Genomic DNA, 15125 nt, shown 5'->3' on the forward strand with positions numbered 1-15125 from the left:
AGCCGGCTTACATCATGCCGCCCATACCACCCATGCCGCCCATGTCTGGCATGCCGCCGCCCGAAGGCTTGTCTTCCACGATTTCCGCGATGGCGGCCTCGGTGGTCAGGATCAGCGAGCCGATGGAGGCTGCAGCCTGCAGAGCCGAACGGGTTACCTTGGTTGGGTCCAGGATGCCCATTTCGATCATGTCGCCGTATTCGCCGGTAGCCGCGTTGTAACCGAAGTTACCCGAACCTTGCTTGACCTTGTCGACCACAACGCTTGGCTCGTCACCGGAGTTGGCAACGATCTGGCGCAGAGGCGCTTCGATCGCGCGACGCAGGACAGCAATACCGACGTCTTGGTCGGAGTTGTCGCCCTTCAGGTCAACGATGGCCAGCAGAGCACGGATCAGTGCCACGCCACCGCCAGGTACCACGCCTTCTTCGACGGCTGCGCGGGTTGCGTGCAGGGCGTCTTCAACGCGGGCTTTCTTCTCTTTCATTTCGACTTCGGAACCAGCGCCAACCTTGATCACTGCAACGCCGCCGGACAGTTTGGCCAGACGCTCTTGCAGTTTTTCACGGTCGTAGTCGGACGAAGTGTCGGCCACTTGTTGACGGATCTGAGTCACGCGGGACTGGATGTCCACTTCAACACCAGCACCGTCGATGATGGTGGTGTTTTCCTTGGACAGGATCACACGCTTGGCGTTACCCAGGTGCTCCAGGGTGGTGCTTTCCAGGCTCAGGCCGATCTCTTCGGAGATGACGGTACCGCCAGTCAGTACGGCGATGTCCTGCAGCATGGCCTTGCGACGGTCGCCGAAGCCTGGTGCCTTGACGGCAGCAACCTTGACGATGCCACGCATGTTGTTCACGACCAAAGTTGCCAAGGCTTCGCCTTCGACGTCTTCAGCCACGATCAGCAGTGGGCGGCCGGCTTTGGCAACGGCTTCCAGCACGGGCAGCATTTCGCGGATGTTGGAGATCTTCTTGTCCACCAGCAGGATCAGCGGGCCGTCAAGCTCGGCGACCATGGTGTCTGGCTTGTTGACGAAGTATGGGGACAGGTAGCCACGGTCGAACTGCATGCCTTCTACGACCGACAGTTCGTTTTCCAGGCCCGAGCCTTCTTCGACGGTGATCACGCCTTCTTTACCGACTTTTTCCATGGCTTCGGCAATGATGTCGCCGATGGAGTTGTCGGAGTTGGCCGAGATGGTACCGACTTGAGCAATGGCCTTGGAGTCAGCGCATGGCTTGGACAGAGCTTTCAGCTCTTTGACGATGGCGATGGTCGCCTTGTCGATGCCGCGCTTGAGGTCCATCGGGTTCATGCCGGCAGCGACGGCCTTCAGGCCTTCGTTGACGATCGATTGAGCCAGTACGGTGGCGGTGGTGGTACCGTCGCCTGCGTCATCGTTGGCACGGGAGGCAACGTCTTTGACCAGCTGCGCGCCCATGTTTTCGAAGCGATCTTTCAGCTCGATTTCTTTTGCTACGGAAACGCCATCCTTGGTGATGGTCGGCGCGCCGAAGCTTTTCTCGATGATGACGTTACGGCCTTTAGGGCCCAGGGTCGCTTTTACTGCGTCAGCCAGGACGTTGACACCGGTGAGCAGTTTCTTGCGAGCGGAATCGCCAAACTTAACTTCTTTAGCAGCCATGATCATTTATTCCTTGAATACGGGGTCGTAACGGGAGTACGTAGCCAATCAGCCTTCGACGACAGCGAGGATTTCTTTCTCGCTCATCACCAGCAGGTCTTCGCCGTCTACCTTCACAGTGTTGCTGCCGGAGTAGGGGCCAAACACGACCTTGTCACCCACTTTCACGGCCAGCGCACGAACTTCGCCGTTGTCCAGAATGGTGCCGGTACCCACAGCGACGATTTCGCCACGGTTGGGTTTTTCAGCGGCCGAACCTGGCAGAACGATACCGCCAGCGGTTTTGGACTCTTCTTCGCTGCGACGAATTACGACGCGGTCATGCAGAGGACGAAGCTTCATTGTCGATCTCTCCTAATTATGGTTTTCATCGGCCGGTATGAACCCGGCGGTTGTTACGTCCGGCGGTGCCGGTCACACCTGCCGTGCGCTGCTCGATGACGCCGGAGCAGGCCAGGCGAGGTGCGGAATCATGTCTGGCCCGTGTGAACAGGAACCAGAAACCTTGCGGTGACCCATACATGAGGTCGCCAAGGCCGATTACAAGGCCGCAGGCATTTTTTTTTCGGGAGAGCGCTGGCGAAAACTCACGAATCACGCCGCTCGAAATCGCCTTCGATGATGTCGGGTCGACGACCTGAGCTCGGCGGTTCGATGTGCACATTCGGGCCGCCGCGGGGCTTGAGGTCTTCGGAGAAGGCACGCTGACGCACGGCCTGGGCCTCGACGCGACGACGCAGGACGCTGGCGATCAGGCGGCGACTGGGTGGCAGCATCAGCAGAACACCCAGCACATCGCTTACAAAACCGGGCAGCAACAACAGCCCACCCCCCACGGCCAGCATCAAGCCCTGGAACATCTGTTCGGCCGGCAGCTCGCCGCGCTGCATGCTTTCCCGGGTGCGCAACGCGGTGGCCAGACCGACCACGCGCACGACCATCAAGCCCAGCACGGAGCCGGCGATGATCAACAACAGGGCAGGGAAAAAGCCGATGGCAGTGCTGACCTGGAAGAACACATACAGCTCCAGCACCGGAAAGAGCAATAACAGCAACAGAAAAGCGCGCATCGTGGTTTCCTCGACGGAAGACAGTTCTTCCTGAAATAGCTAAATGCGTCCGCCGAGGGCGATTTCAACCTGCCTGCACCTCAAGACCGGGCCAGGCAGCGGCGTGAGCCAGAGAAACCAAGGCCTCGCGCACTTGTATCGGAGTGTTGCAAGGCTCGGCAAACGGCAGCCAGTATAGACCTTGGCCAATGCGCAGATGCAGCCCTTCGCTGTCGACACCCGCCATCCGCGCAGGCGGCGTCGTCGGCAGCCCGGCCAACTCCACGTAGTGAGCAATGGCCTTGGCGTGATCGGCGTTCATGTGCTCGACCATCCCTGCCTCCGTCGTTTCGGCGAAAGGGTTGGCCTGCGTCAGGTCGTCCAGCCAGTGAATCGCCCCGAAACCGCCAATATAACGGTGACGCACAGGCTTGAGCACCCAGAAGTCGAAATCATGGGCACTGTGGTAATTGCGCGAGTCGGGAAAATAGCGGTAATAGCGCTCGGCAGCCGAGGCCACGGCGTCGCCTTCAAGCTTGTGTGCCTCGGCCAGCACTGTCAACCGTCCTACTGCCTGGATGTCTTCGGCGCCCCGCTCGCTCACCAGCAACGAGCATTTGGGATCGAGCTTGAGGTTATGAGTGTGCTGGGCGATCCGGCTGATCAGGATCAGCGGCTGGCCGGCGGCGTCCAGGCAGTACGGCACCACGGAACCGAACGGGAACCCCGGCATGGCCTTGGAATGGGTGGACAAGACCCCGCGGTAGTCCTTGAGCAACAAGTGGCGGGCTTGGGTGGCGGTATCAATGCTCACACGTGGCTCCTCATCTTCATAAAGGAAAGGCAGAGCCACAACGGTAAACATTACTGCTTGCGGATGCTACCAGGTCAGGTAACCATTATTGCTTGCGGATGTTACCAGGTCAGGCCCAGACCGGCGGTATAGCGGGTGGTGTTGAGGTCGCCGCTGCTGCTGCCGGTGACTTGGTCCTTCTCCATCTTCAGGTTGAGCGAGGCCCAGGAAGTGACTTTGTAACGCAATCCTACATCGCTGCTCAAACTGTAGTTGGCGGCGCCGGACAAGGGCTTGCCCAGCTCGCCCTCGGTGAAGAACTCCAAGGTCTTGCCCATCAGGAAGCGGTTGTAGTTCCAGCGTACCGAGGCCGACATGAAATTATCCAGGCTGCCATCGCGGTACTCGTAATCAGTGCGGTTGAGCAGGCCGATCAGCGAGAAAGCGCCTAGCTCGTCGTCCCAGAACTGGTAGCCCGGACCGGTACCCACCGTGCGCTGGCGGGCCAGGTCTTCGATGGTGTCGCGGTTGTAGTTGCCGCGACCGTCCCAGAACCACTTATCAGTGATGAAGCGGTCAGCCTGGTAGTCCAGGGTGTAGTTGTTGGTGGTGGTAACCTGCTCCTGGGTCTCGCGGTTGTATTCGCCCGTCGCCGTGTGGCGCCAGCGGCCGCTGCGCGCGGTGGTCTTGAAGGCCAGGTTGTAGTCATCGGTATCGGTGTCGGCGCGCTGGAAATCCACGGCGGCGTCGATGTTGCCGGTCCAGACCAGATCGGTGATCACCGGCTTGGGCTTGATCAGCTGTTGCAGGCTGGCAATGTCGACCGTCTTGGCCTCGCCGTTTTCCAAGGTGACCTTGCCATCATCGGCGGCCTTGATGGTCTTGGCTTTCTGCTCGTCGTACTTGCCTTGCTTGACCAGCAGCTCATGGGAGCTCTCGAACGTTTTGACCTGCTTCATGTCGATGGGGATCGCGCCACCGTACTTGGTGGTCAGCATCAGCTTGCCGCCGTCGAAGACCGTGATATCACCGGTCAGACGGTCACCATTTTTCAGCCACACAGTGTCGGCCAGGGCGACGGTCGATGTGCTGGCGACAGCAAGGCATAGCAGGGTTCTGGACATCATGGGCAAGTGCGCTCAAGTTCAGGAAAATTCGGGCATGATCAGCACACCCACGGCCACAAGGACTGACAAAACGATGTCAGACGAGTTCCCCGGAAAGTTACAAAATGATTCCGCGGCAGAACGACGCACGGCGTTGTATACCGTACTGGCGCAGATACCACCCGGAAAAGTGGTGACTTATGGCCAACTGGCCGACATGGCCGGCCTCGGCCGGGCGGCGCGCTGGGTCGGGCGGACCCTGAGCCAGCTGCCCAATGGCAGTCTTCTGCCTTGGCACCGGGTGATCGGCGCGGGCGGGCGCTTGAGTCTGGTAGAGGGCAGCGTCGGCGGTGATGAACAAAGGGGGCGGTTGCGCAGCGAGGGGGTGCTGATCATGAAGAATCGTGTGGATATGCACCGGCATGGCTGGCGCCCGAGTGAGCACAGCGGTTAGAGTGCGCGCTTTGTTTTCGCAAACTTGAGGCAGATTCCAGCCCATGCCCCGTAAAACCTGGCGCGCCGCGCTCGCCGCCTATGCCAGCCCTTCCACGCTCGTACTCCTTTTGCTCGGTTTTGCCTCAGGCCTGCCGTACATGCTGGTGTTCTCGACGCTGTCCGTCTGGCTGCGCGAAGCAGGCGTCGCCCGTGAAACCATCGGCTATGCCAGCCTGATCGGTCTGGCCTATGCCTTCAAATGGGTGTGGTCTCCCCTGCTCGACCAATGGCGCCTGCCCGTGCTCGGCGGCCTGGGGCGTCGGCGCTCCTGGCTGGTGCTGTCCCAGACCCTGATTGTACTGGGGTTGATCGGCATGAGCTTCTGCGACCCGCAGAAACATCTTTCCTGGCTGATTGCCATTGCCGTGGTGGTCGCGTTCGCGTCGGCCACTCAGGACATCGCCGTCGACGCCTACCGTCTTGAAGTCGCCGAGGACAGCAACCAGGCGGCGCTTGCCGCCAGTTATATGGCGGGCTACCGGGTCGCGGCCTTGCTGGCCACTGCGGGTGCGCTGTTCTTCGCCGAAAGCTTTGGCTCCACCGGATACGCGTACCTGCAAAAAGCCTGGTCCAACACCTACATGCTGTTTGGCGTGCTGATGGTGCCGGCCCTGATCACCACCCTGGTCATGCGTGAATCCCCCGTGCCCCTGCGCACCCAGTTGTCAGCTGCACGCTACGGTTTCAGCCATCAAGTGATGTCGGTGTTCGTGCTGATCATCCTGCTGATTTCCGTGCCGGCCATGTGCACCCAGCTGTACAACACCGACTTTGCCGCCGTGATCAACGGTGAAAGCCTCACTGACCTGCTGCTGGAGGACCGCGCCTTCCTGCGCGCCATTCTCTACACCATTCTGACCACGCTGTGCCTGTCGTCGATGGGCCGTCGCGGCCTCGCACCCGTGCTGACGCCGGTCAATGACTTCATCGTGCGCTACCGCTGGCAGGCCTTGCTGCTGCTGGGCCTGATCGCAACCTACCGGATGTCCGACACCGTAATGGGGGTAATGTCCAACGTCTTCTACATCGACATGGGCTTCACCAAAGACCAGATCGCCAGTGTCAGCAAGCTCTTCGGCCTGGTCATGACCCTGGCCGGGGCCGGCATCGGCGGCTTGCTGATCGTGCGTTTCGGCATTCTGCCGATCCTGTTCGTCGGCGGCGCGGCCTCGGCAGCCACCAACCTGTTGTTCCTGATGCTGGCCGACATGGGCCCGAACCTGAAGATGCTGATTGTCGCGATCTCCCTCGACAACCTCAGCTCGGGCCTCGCCACCTCGGCCTTCGTCGCCTACCTGTCGAGCCTGACCAACCTGAAGTTCTCCGCCACTCAATACGCTCTGCTCAGCTCGCTGATGCTGCTGCTGCCAAGGTTGATCGGCGGCTATTCAGGGGTGATGGTGGAGAAGTATGGCTACCATAACTTCTTCCTGATCACGGCGATTCTGGGCTTGCCGACGCTGGTGCTGATTGCGCTGCATTGGCGTCAGGAGAGTCGGCGCGAGGGGAAAGAGGTTGAAGGTGAGGCTGCTGCGGATCAGCCAGGCTTGTGACCGAGTGATGGCTGCCACCGCCCGCGCGGGCGGTGACAGCTCTATTGACCGTCTCGACGAGCGCTTCTCGCCAGCGCGATCAAATTACTTCGCCGGTGCTTCCTGCACCACCCGCACCACTCGCTGCGGAAATGGAATCTCGATCCCTGCCGAGCGCAAACGATCGCGCACTTCCAGGTTGAGCATGTTGGTCATGCCACCCATATCCCCTGTATTGACCCACATCATCAGCGACAGAGTGATCGAGCTGTCGCCCAAGGCCGACACCACGCAGTCCGGCGCCGGGCTTTCCAGCACGCGAGGGTCCTTGGCCAGGTCCATCAGAATGGCCTGGGCCTTCTTCAGGTCCGCGTCGTAGTCCACGCCTACGTTGTAGGTGATCTTGCGTGTCGGCTGCCGATTGGTATTGGTGATGATGCCATTGGACAGATTGCCGTTGGGGATGATCACGGTCTTGTTGTCGCCGGTGCGCAGCACGGTGTGAAAGATCAGCACCGCGTCCACGGTACCTTGCACCCCTTGGGCCTCGATCCAGTCACCGATGCGGAAGGGCCGGAACAACAGAATCAGCACCCCGCCGGCGAAGTTGGCCAGGCTGCCCTGCAGGGCGAGACCGATGGCCAGCCCGGCGGCACCGATGGCGGCGACGAACGAGGTGGTTTCCACACCGATCATCGACGCGACGCTGACGATCAGTAAAACCTTGAGGATGATGTTGGCCAGGCTGCCGATGAAACCTTGCAGGGCCAGGTCGATATGGCGCAGAGCTAGCAGCTTTTGCAGATTGGCAGTCACCTTATTGATCAACCACCAGCCCACCACCAGTGTCACCAATGCCAGCAAGACCTTGCTGCCGTACTGCAGAATCATCGGGATCCAGCCTTCGGAAGCTTTGACCAAGTGGTCTACTTGCGCATTCAAATCCATGTACCTCTCCATCGTCTTTCAGCTTTGTTCAACAAAGTCGGACGCTGGCAGACCAATGAGGTTCCCGGCAACGCCCGGCGGACTGCTCGTGCCAAAGGCCTCAGTCGCGGAAATTGTTGAACTGCAGCGGCATGCCGAATTCCTTCGCGCGCAGGGCCGCGATGGCCTCTTGCAGGTCGTCGCGCTTCTTGCCGGTAACTCGCACCTGCTCACCCTGGATGGCCGCCTGGACCTTGAGCTTGGCGTCCTTGATGTGGGCCACGATTTTCTTCGCCAGTTCCTTGTCGATGCCTTCGCGCAGCACGGCGTCCTGCTTCATTTCCTTGCCGGAAGCGTAGGCGTCTTTGACTTCAAGGCACTGCACGTCGATCTTGCGTTTTACCAGGCAAAGCTTGAGGATTTCGATCATCGCTTCGAGCTGGAATTCCGCTTCGGCCGTCAGGCTGACGGTCAGTTCCTTGAAGACAAAGGAACCCTTGCCTTTCAAGTCGTAGCGACGGTCCAGTTCCTTGATGGCGTTGTCGACCGCATTGGTGACTTCGTGTTTATCGAGCTCGGACACTACGTCGAACGAGGGCATGTATTCTCTCCAGATTGAAAAAGGCGCGACTTGCAGACCAATGGAACGCGCTTGGCTTGACGGGTAAAATGCCGGGTCATTATAACGGTTGCCAGCATTACGACATGAGCTTCATGCTTGCGCACTCAGGCCATATATTCCTTTTCATGCGAGCTCCACATGCCTAACCCGATATTGAGCATTTTGCTGGTGACTGACGACCTCGACAGCGCCGCTATCACCACCGGCGAACTTCGTCAGGCGGGGTATCAGGACATTCGCCTGGCGCAACCGGGAGAGGCCATCGGCTTGCTCGAGAACCAGCCGGCCAGCCTGTTGCTGGTCAGCGGCGAGGAAGGCCTGCAACTGGCTACTCAGGTACGCCAGCTCGATGAAATGGGCGACCACTATACCTATATCCTGCTCATCGATCAGCGCCCGGCAGCCTACCTGCTGGATGAACAGGCCGACAATGGCATCGATGACGTGATTCACCCAGGCCATGTTCGCGACCATCTGCTGCCCCGGGTGGCTGCCGCCGACCGCTTGACCAGCAACCTGCAACGCCTGCGCCAGGAAAACCGCCTGCTGCGCCAGAACATCGCCAGCCTCGAGCAGCGCAACCTGGTGGACTCCCTGACCGGCCTGGGCAATGCTCGCTACCTGCGCCAGAAACTGGCCGACAGCCTGCGCCAGATCCAGGCCCGTGGTGGCGCCTTGTGCTACCTGCTGATCGGCCTGCAACAATCGGCAGCGCTGCAGCGCGAGTATGGCAGCGACTTTTACGACGAACTGCTGCAAGGCGTCGCCAGGCGCCTGCAACAGATGGTACGGCCGCTGGACATCCTGGCCCGGCTGGACGATCAGCATTTCGTCCTGTTGACCCTGCCCGCCGACCTGCAGGAATGCGCCCCCAGCAGCTTCAAGCGCCTGCACGAAGGTCTCAATCTGAAAGGTTTCATGACCAGCGCCGGTTTGCTGGACATCGCCGCCGGCATCAGCCTGGTGGGCCTGGACAGCCGCAGCCTGCCGATCGACCCGCAAAGTCTGTTCGACGAAGCCAGCGCCCTACTCGACTATTCCTACAATTCAGGCCTGGTGACCGCCAAGCGCCTGCCTTCCAAGCTCTGACCCATGAGCGGGCAGGCGGTCTGGCATGTGCTCGGCGCTGGCAGCCTGGGTACGCTCTGGACCTGCCGGCTGCGGCGGGCGGGACTGGGGGTGCGGCTGATCCTGCGCGGTGCCGAAAGCCTGGCCAGCTACGAGCGCGAGGGCGGTCTGACCTTGACCGAACGAAGCCTTTCGCAGCAATGGCCCGTCCCCGCCGAGACCGCCGAGGACGGCCTGCCCATTGAGCGCCTGCTGGTGGCCTGCAAGGCTTATGACGCACGCTCTGCCGTGCTCGCATTGGCCCACCGACTGGCGCCCGATGCGGACGTGGTGGTGTTGCAGAACGGCTTGGGCAGCCAGGACGAAGTGGCGTCCAGCCTGCCAGGCAGACGCTGCATTTATGCCTCCAGTACCGAAGGCGCCTTCCGTCCCCAGCCCTGGCACAGCGAATTTGCCGGACAGGGTCACACTTGGCTTGGCGACCCGGCCAATCCGGTGCCGCCGCCGTGGCTGGCCGACCTGGGTCGGGCCGGCATCCCCCACCAATGGACCCCGGACATTCTCGGCCGTCTGTGGCGCAAGCTGGCACTTAATTGCGCGATCAACCCCCTGACCGTGCTCCATGACTGCCGTAACGGTGAACTGACCCAACACGTCTGCGAAGTGGCCGGCCTGTGTGCCGAGTTGACGGAGCTGCTTGAATGCTGCGGGCAGCCTGAAGCGGCCAGCGAGCTGTACAGTGAGGTGCTGCGTGTCATTCAGGCCACGGCGCGTAACTACTCTTCGATGCACCAGGACGTCAGCCACGGCCGCCGCACAGAGATCCACTACCTGCTGGGTTACGCCTGTGCAGCCGCTGCGCGCCATGGCCTGCACCTGCCTCACGTGCTGCACCTGCGCGAACGCCTGGCCGAAAAACTGCGCGCCTGCGGCCTGCCCAGCGACTGAAGCAGCCCTTTGATACACTGGCCCGATCAAGTCTTCCATGGATACAACGATGCCTTTGCGCCAGCGCCTGGAAAACCTTCCTGTAGGACAAAAATTGCTGGCCGCACTGTTGGCACTGCTGGCTACGGTGCTGCTAGTGGCCAACTTGACCTTCATCAGCGCCGCTTACTGGATCTCCCAGGAGAGCATGGCGCCTCAGGCTCTGCAGACCATCGGCCGCCTGCTGAACAACCCCGGGCTGACCCAGCAGGCGCTGCAATCAAGCGAAAAAGCCGACGCCTTGCTCCAGGAACTGCATGGCTACTCGCCCCTGCGCGCGGCAGCCGTCTATGACGCCAGCGGCGCCCTGCTGGCCGAGCGCCAACACGGCGCGCCATTGCGTCTGCCCAACCACTATGAGCGCATTGATGACTGGCGCGAAAATGAATACCGCAGCACCCAAGTGGTGCTCCTGCATGGTGCCGGCAACGGCGTCGGCCATCTGTTGCTGGTAGCCAGCAGCGAATTGCCCGGCGCGTTCTACACCGGCACCCTGACCGCCAGTCTCGGCATTCTGGTGTTCAGCGTGCTGTTGTGGCTGGTGGTGGCTCGGCAGATCAAGCGCCTGATCACCCAACCCATCTACCGCCTGGAAGAACTCTCGCGACAGGTCACCCGCGAAGAGAACTACGCCCTGCGCGCAGCCCCAGGCAACCACGACGAGATCGGTAGCCTGGCCGAGGCCTTCAACACCATGCTCTCGCGCATCGAGGCCCGCGAACAGCAACTCAAGCGTGCTCGCGACGACTCCGAAGCCGCCTACGCTCAAGCCCAGGGCCTGGCCGAGGAAACCCGTCATACCAATCGCAAGCTGGAACTGGAAGTCCAGGTACGCAGCAAGATCGAGAAAAAACTCACCGGTTTTCAGAACTACCTCAACAGCATCATCGATTCCATGCCGTCGGCCCTTATCGCCCTTGACGAACAGCTGTACGTGACCCAATGGAATCAGGAAGCCAGCGCACTTTCGGGGACCCGCCTGGACGAGGCGCTGAACCAGCCGATCTACCTGGCCTTCGAACCACTCAAAGCCTTTCTGCCCCAGTTAAAGAGCACCGTGGAACAGCACACCGTTGCCAAGATCGAGCGGGTAACCTGGGTCAAGGGCGAGGTGGTCAACCACTACGCCCTGACTTTCTATCCCCTGACCGGCGGCGCCGGGCGCGGCGTGGTAATCCGGATCGATGACATCACCCAGCGACTATCGCTGGAGGAGATGATGGTGCAGTCGGAGAAAATGCTCTCGGTGGGCGGACTGGCGGCCGGAATGGCCCACGAAATCAACAATCCCTTGGGGGCGATTCTGCACAACGTGCAGAACATCCGTCGGCGGCTGTCACTGGAGCTGCCGAAAAACGTCGATTACGCCAACGAGGTGGGGATCGACTTGCAGACCGTCAACCGCTACCTGAGCGGGCGTGAAATCCCGCAACTGCTTGAGGGCATTCAGCATGCCGGCGGCCGCGCGGCGAAAATCGTCACCCACATGCTCAGCTTCAGCCGCCGCAGCAAACGAGAAATGGCTCCTTGCGACCTGCCGGCGCTGATCGATCAGGCGGTGGAGATTGCCGGCAACGACTTCGATCTGGCCATCGGCTTCGACTTCAAGGGCCAGGCCATCGTCCGCCAGTTCGACTCCGCGCTGGGGCCTGTACCCGGTACCGCCAACGAGTTGGAGCAAGTCCTGCTCAACCTGCTGAAGAACGCCGCCCAGGCCATTCACCAGCGCCCCGAGGGCAGCGAGCCGGGGCGTATCACCTTGCGCACTCGCCTGAACCCGCCCTGGGCGGAGATCCAAGTGGAAGATAACGGCATCGGCATGCCCGAGAACGTGCGCAAACGCACCTTCGAGCCGTTCTTCACCACCAAGGAAATTGGCCAGGGCACCGGGCTGGGCCTGTCGGTGTCGTATTTCATCATCACCAACAACCATAAAGGTCAGATGGAGGTGCAGTCGGCGGTCGGCCAAGGCACCTGCTTCACCTTGCGCCTGCCGTTGACGGGGGCTGTGATCGGCTATCCCGTCGCCCACCTGGAGACTTGAACATGGGCTTTCGCCTGTCAAAGATTTACACACGCACCGGCGACAAGGGCGAAACCGGCCTGGGCGATGGGCGGCGGGTGCCGAAAGACCATCCGCGAGTGGAGGCCATTGGCGAGGTGGACAGCTTGAACAGTCAGCTGGGACTGCTGTTGGCCGGGCTGATCGAGCACGGCGGGATGGCCGAGCTGGTGGACGTCTTGGCGCCATGCCAGCACCGGCTATTCGATCTCGGTGGCGAACTTGCCATGCCGGCCTACAAGGCTTTGACCGAGGCCGAGGTGCAGCGGCTGGAGGCGGCTATTGATCTCTGGAACGAAGAACTGGGGCCGCTGGAAAATTTCATCCTGCCGGGTGGCTCCGCTCTGATCGCCCAGGCCCATGTCTGCCGAGCCCTGGCGCGCACGGCGGAACGGCGCTGTCAGCAGCTCAATGCGCTGGAACCGTTGGGCGAGGTAAGCTTGGCCTACATCAATCGGTTGTCGGATCTGTTGTTCGTCGCGGCGCGAATCGTAGCTCGCCGTGAAGGCGTGGCTGAGGTGTTGTGGCAGGCGGCCGTCAAGCCATGAAGACCGCGTCGCCTGCATCGCGGGCCATCAGTCTTTGCCGGACTCCCCAGGCCAGAACGCCCGAATGCCTGCCACACCTTGCGCTCCGGCCTCCCATGCCTGCTCAAGCTGGGCCTTGCCCATCCCGCCCAGCAGAAAGACCGGGCGCTTGAAGCCAGCAATCAGTTTCCCTGCCGCCTCCCAGCCCAATGGAACTGCCTCGGGATGGGTCAAGGTCGCCTGCACCGGTGACAAGGTGACGAAATCCACGCCCATCTGCTCGGCGAGGGCCAACTCTTCAGCGTCATGACACGAAGCCGCCAGCCAGCGTTCCTGGGGAAACGGTCGGCCCTTGCTGGCGTATTTGCGCAACTGCGCGGCCGTCAGATGCCAACCCGCCGAGGGAAAGTCCCCCAGCCATTCCAACGGGCCTTTGAGCATCAACTGCGCCTTGCCGGCACACAGGCCCACGGCGTCTACCGCCAGATCTCGGTACTTGGGGTCATAGCCGTTGGGCGCACGCAGCTGGATCAGCCGTGTGCCCTCGGCAATGGCCCGCTGTATACCCCGCAGCAATGGGCCGTTGTCGAGCCCATCGGGGGTGATCAGGTATTCGCCTGGCAGGCTCGCGGCCGCGACAATCGGCCGGTTGGCCTCGGGAAACTCATAGCCGGCCAACTGCCGCGCCGAGACCCAGGCCAGCGGCTGGCCTTCAACGCCATGAGGCTCGCCACGAAACTGCGAGACTTCCCAGACATCCAGCAACACCTGTTTGTCCGGGTAGTCATGGGCGATCTTGATCAGCGGCCGCGCCACTTCCATTTCGATACCCAGCTCTTCACGCAGCTCCCGCGCCAGTGCCGTGGGCACGTCCTCACCGGCCTCCAGCTTGCCACCGGGAAACTCCCAGAGACCGCCCTGATGTTGGCTGTCGGCGCGCTTGGCGATGAGAATGCGCTGGTCGCGGTCGCGGATGACCGCGGCCGCTACGTGGACCCGTTTCATGCTGCCCCCTTGACTGGACTCAGGTGCGATATTCAGCGTTGATTTTCACGTACTCGTGGGAGAGGTCGGTGGTCCAGATCGTCTCGCTGCAATCACCTCGCGCCAATTCGATACGGAGGGTGATTTCCTCGCGCGCCATGACTGCCGAGCCCTGTTCTTCGGTGTAACTGGCCGCCCGCGCACCGCCGCTGGCGATGACCACTTCGCCGAGGAACACGTCGATCTTGCTCACATCCAGATCAGGCACGCCAGCGCGCCCGACAGCGGCCAGGATACGCCCCCAATTAGGGTCCGAAGCAAACAGCGCGGTCTTGATCAGGGGCGAATGGGCCACGGCGTAGCCGACGTCCAGGCATTCCTGGTGATTGCCGCCGCCGTTGACTTCCACGGTGACGAATTTGGTCGCGCCTTCGCCGTCACGAACAATCGCTTGAGCGACCTCCATGCACACCTCGAACACCGCCCGCTTGAGCGCATTGAACAGCTCGCCGCGGGCTTCGGTGACCAAGGGCACATCGGCCTGACCGGTGGCAACCAGCATGCAGCAGTCGTTGGTGGAGGTGTCACCGTCGATGGTGATGCGGTTGAACGACTTGTTCGCGCCGTCGCGCAGCAGGTCTTGCAACACCTCGGGAGCCACCTTGGCGTCGGTGGCGATGTAACCGAGCATGGTCGCCATGTTCGGGCGGATCATGCCCGCGCCCTTGCTGATGCCGGTGACCGTCACGGTGACGCCGTCATGCTGGAATTGACGGCTGGCGCCCTTGGGCAGGGTGTCGGTGGTCATGATGCCGGTGGCGGCCGCCGCCCAGTTGTCAGGGGACAGGTCGTCCAGCGCCGCCTGCAAGGCGCCTTCGATCTTCTCGACGGGCAAGGGCTCGCCGATGACACCGGTGGAGAACGGCAGTACCGCTTCGGCCGGCACGCCGGTCAGGCGCGCCAGGGCTTCGCAGGTCCGCGCGGCGGCGGCCAGGCCAGGCTCGCCGGTGCCGGCGTTGGCATTGCCGGTATTGGTCAACAGATAACGAACATTGCCACCCACGCGCTGCCTGGACAGGATCACCGGCGCGGCACAGAAGGCATTGAGGGTGAAGACACCCGCCACGTGCGAGCCTTCGACGCAACGCATGACCACCACATCCTTGCGCCCCGGACGTTTGATACCGGCGCTGGAAATACCGAGTTCAAAACCGGCAACCGGGTGCAAAGTGGGCAAGGGACCGAGACCGACAGCCATGTGAACGCTCCTGAATGACGACAGGTCGGCGCGCCGCAGCACGCCGGACGATGAATGACAAAAC

Annotated in this window: 15 protein-coding genes; 6 read left to right on the top strand and 9 right to left on the bottom strand. The window is 61.6% G+C overall.

Annotated elements, in window-relative coordinates; translation table 11 throughout:
• Window positions 1–7 precede the first annotated feature (7 nt).
• The 5 genes from groL to HB675_RS00705 all read right to left on the bottom strand — a co-directional run bounded on the left by groL (window position 8) and on the right by HB675_RS00705 (window position 4620).
• Window positions 8–1651 (bottom strand): chaperonin GroEL, encoded by a 1644-nt coding sequence (groL, locus tag HB675_RS00685; protein ID WP_213875165.1) that lies wholly within the window; start codon window positions 1649–1651, stop codon window positions 8–10.
• A 48-nt stretch (window positions 1652–1699) separates the two neighbouring features.
• Complete coding sequence (locus HB675_RS00690; RefSeq protein WP_213875166.1) at window positions 1700–1993, bottom strand: co-chaperone GroES; 294 nt, start codon at window positions 1991–1993, stop codon at window positions 1700–1702.
• Window positions 1994–2238: 245 nt separating this feature from the next.
• Window positions 2239–2721, bottom strand: a complete 483-nt coding sequence (locus tag HB675_RS00695) for an FxsA family protein (protein WP_213875167.1) — start codon at window positions 2719–2721, stop codon at window positions 2239–2241.
• A 64-nt stretch (window positions 2722–2785) separates the two neighbouring features.
• Window positions 2786–3514: a HugZ family protein gene (locus tag HB675_RS00700; RefSeq protein WP_345945738.1), complete on the bottom strand. Its 729-nt coding sequence runs from the start codon at window positions 3512–3514 to the stop codon at window positions 2786–2788.
• A gap of 101 nt (window positions 3515–3615) precedes the next feature.
• On the bottom strand, window positions 3616–4620 hold the full coding sequence (locus HB675_RS00705; protein ID WP_213875169.1) for a DUF481 domain-containing protein: 1005 nt from the start codon (window positions 4618–4620) through the stop codon (window positions 3616–3618).
• A 73-nt stretch (window positions 4621–4693) separates the two neighbouring features.
• On the opposite strand from HB675_RS00705, the gene HB675_RS00710 reads away from it, so the two are divergent.
• Both HB675_RS00710 and HB675_RS00715 read left to right on the top strand, forming a co-directional pair.
• Window positions 4694–5053, top strand: a complete 360-nt coding sequence (locus HB675_RS00710; protein WP_213875170.1) for an MGMT family protein — start codon at window positions 4694–4696, stop codon at window positions 5051–5053.
• 43 nt (window positions 5054–5096) lie between these two features.
• On the top strand, window positions 5097–6647 hold the full coding sequence (locus HB675_RS00715; RefSeq protein ID WP_213875171.1) for an AmpG family muropeptide MFS transporter: 1551 nt from the start codon (window positions 5097–5099) through the stop codon (window positions 6645–6647).
• An 84-nt stretch (window positions 6648–6731) separates the two neighbouring features.
• Here the strand turns inward: HB675_RS00715 and HB675_RS00720 are convergent, their stop codons facing one another.
• Both HB675_RS00720 and HB675_RS00725 read right to left on the bottom strand, forming a co-directional pair.
• Window positions 6732–7574, bottom strand: coding sequence for a mechanosensitive ion channel family protein (locus tag HB675_RS00720; protein ID WP_213875172.1), 843 nt, complete (start codon window positions 7572–7574; stop codon window positions 6732–6734).
• A gap of 100 nt (window positions 7575–7674) precedes the next feature.
• Window positions 7675–8154, bottom strand: a complete 480-nt coding sequence (locus tag HB675_RS00725) for a YajQ family cyclic di-GMP-binding protein (RefSeq protein WP_213875173.1) — start codon at window positions 8152–8154, stop codon at window positions 7675–7677.
• Window positions 8155–8313: 159 nt separating this feature from the next.
• On the opposite strand from HB675_RS00725, the gene HB675_RS00730 reads away from it, so the two are divergent.
• From HB675_RS00730 to HB675_RS00745, 4 genes are read left to right on the top strand one after another with little or no spacing between them, the layout of a single operon-like run.
• Entirely contained in the window at window positions 8314–9264 is a 951-nt protein-coding gene (locus HB675_RS00730; RefSeq protein WP_213875174.1) for a diguanylate cyclase, read from the top strand.
• Between the two features lie 3 nt (window positions 9265–9267).
• Window positions 9268–10191 (top strand): putative 2-dehydropantoate 2-reductase, encoded by a 924-nt coding sequence (locus HB675_RS00735; protein ID WP_213875175.1) that lies wholly within the window; start codon window positions 9268–9270, stop codon window positions 10189–10191.
• 49 nt (window positions 10192–10240) lie between these two features.
• On the top strand, window positions 10241–12274 hold the full coding sequence (locus HB675_RS00740) for an ATP-binding protein (protein ID WP_213875176.1): 2034 nt from the start codon (window positions 10241–10243) through the stop codon (window positions 12272–12274).
• A gap of 2 nt (window positions 12275–12276) precedes the next feature.
• Entirely contained in the window at window positions 12277–12840 is a 564-nt protein-coding gene (locus tag HB675_RS00745; protein ID WP_213875177.1) for a cob(I)yrinic acid a,c-diamide adenosyltransferase, read from the top strand.
• Window positions 12841–12867: 27 nt separating this feature from the next.
• Here HB675_RS00745 and HB675_RS00750 read toward each other — a convergent pair whose 3' ends face one another.
• Entirely contained in the window at window positions 12868–13824 is a 957-nt protein-coding gene (locus HB675_RS00750; RefSeq protein WP_213875178.1) for a Nudix family hydrolase, read from the bottom strand.
• 19 nt (window positions 13825–13843) lie between these two features.
• Entirely contained in the window at window positions 13844–15061 is a 1218-nt protein-coding gene (gene argJ / locus HB675_RS00755; protein WP_213875179.1) for a bifunctional glutamate N-acetyltransferase/amino-acid acetyltransferase ArgJ, read from the bottom strand.
• Window positions 15062–15125 lie beyond the last annotated feature (64 nt).

Origin of the sequence: Pseudomonas sp. dw_358 (assembly GCF_018449655.1) — a bacterium.
Taxonomy (GTDB): domain Bacteria; phylum Pseudomonadota; class Gammaproteobacteria; order Pseudomonadales; family Pseudomonadaceae; genus Aquipseudomonas.

What these genes read in the sequence shown, in the direction of transcription:
- HB675_RS00750 (WP_213875178.1), bottom strand. Translation starts at nt 13,824, where the DNA reads ATGAAACGGGTCCACGTAGCGGCCGCGGTCATCCGCGACCGCGACCAG.
- HB675_RS00740 (WP_213875176.1), top strand. Translation starts at nt 10,241, where the DNA reads ATGCCTTTGCGCCAGCGCCTGGAAAACCTTCCTGTAGGACAAAAATTG.
- groL (WP_213875165.1), bottom strand. Translation starts at nt 1,651, where the DNA reads ATGGCTGCTAAAGAAGTTAAGTTTGGCGATTCCGCTCGCAAGAAACTG.
- HB675_RS00735 (WP_213875175.1), top strand. Translation starts at nt 9,268, where the DNA reads ATGAGCGGGCAGGCGGTCTGGCATGTGCTCGGCGCTGGCAGCCTGGGT.
- HB675_RS00695 (WP_213875167.1), bottom strand. Translation starts at nt 2,721, where the DNA reads ATGCGCGCTTTTCTGTTGCTGTTATTGCTCTTTCCGGTGCTGGAGCTG.
- HB675_RS00690 (WP_213875166.1), bottom strand. Translation starts at nt 1,993, where the DNA reads ATGAAGCTTCGTCCTCTGCATGACCGCGTCGTAATTCGTCGCAGCGAA.
- HB675_RS00705 (WP_213875169.1), bottom strand. Translation starts at nt 4,620, where the DNA reads ATGATGTCCAGAACCCTGCTATGCCTTGCTGTCGCCAGCACATCGACC.
- HB675_RS00725 (WP_213875173.1), bottom strand. Translation starts at nt 8,154, where the DNA reads ATGCCCTCGTTCGACGTAGTGTCCGAGCTCGATAAACACGAAGTCACC.
- HB675_RS00730 (WP_213875174.1), top strand. Translation starts at nt 8,314, where the DNA reads ATGCCTAACCCGATATTGAGCATTTTGCTGGTGACTGACGACCTCGAC.
- argJ (WP_213875179.1), bottom strand. Translation starts at nt 15,061, where the DNA reads ATGGCTGTCGGTCTCGGTCCCTTGCCCACTTTGCACCCGGTTGCCGGT.
- HB675_RS00745 (WP_213875177.1), top strand. Translation starts at nt 12,277, where the DNA reads ATGGGCTTTCGCCTGTCAAAGATTTACACACGCACCGGCGACAAGGGC.
- HB675_RS00710 (WP_213875170.1), top strand. Translation starts at nt 4,694, where the DNA reads ATGTCAGACGAGTTCCCCGGAAAGTTACAAAATGATTCCGCGGCAGAA.
- HB675_RS00720 (WP_213875172.1), bottom strand. Translation starts at nt 7,574, where the DNA reads ATGGATTTGAATGCGCAAGTAGACCACTTGGTCAAAGCTTCCGAAGGC.
- HB675_RS00715 (WP_213875171.1), top strand. Translation starts at nt 5,097, where the DNA reads ATGCCCCGTAAAACCTGGCGCGCCGCGCTCGCCGCCTATGCCAGCCCT.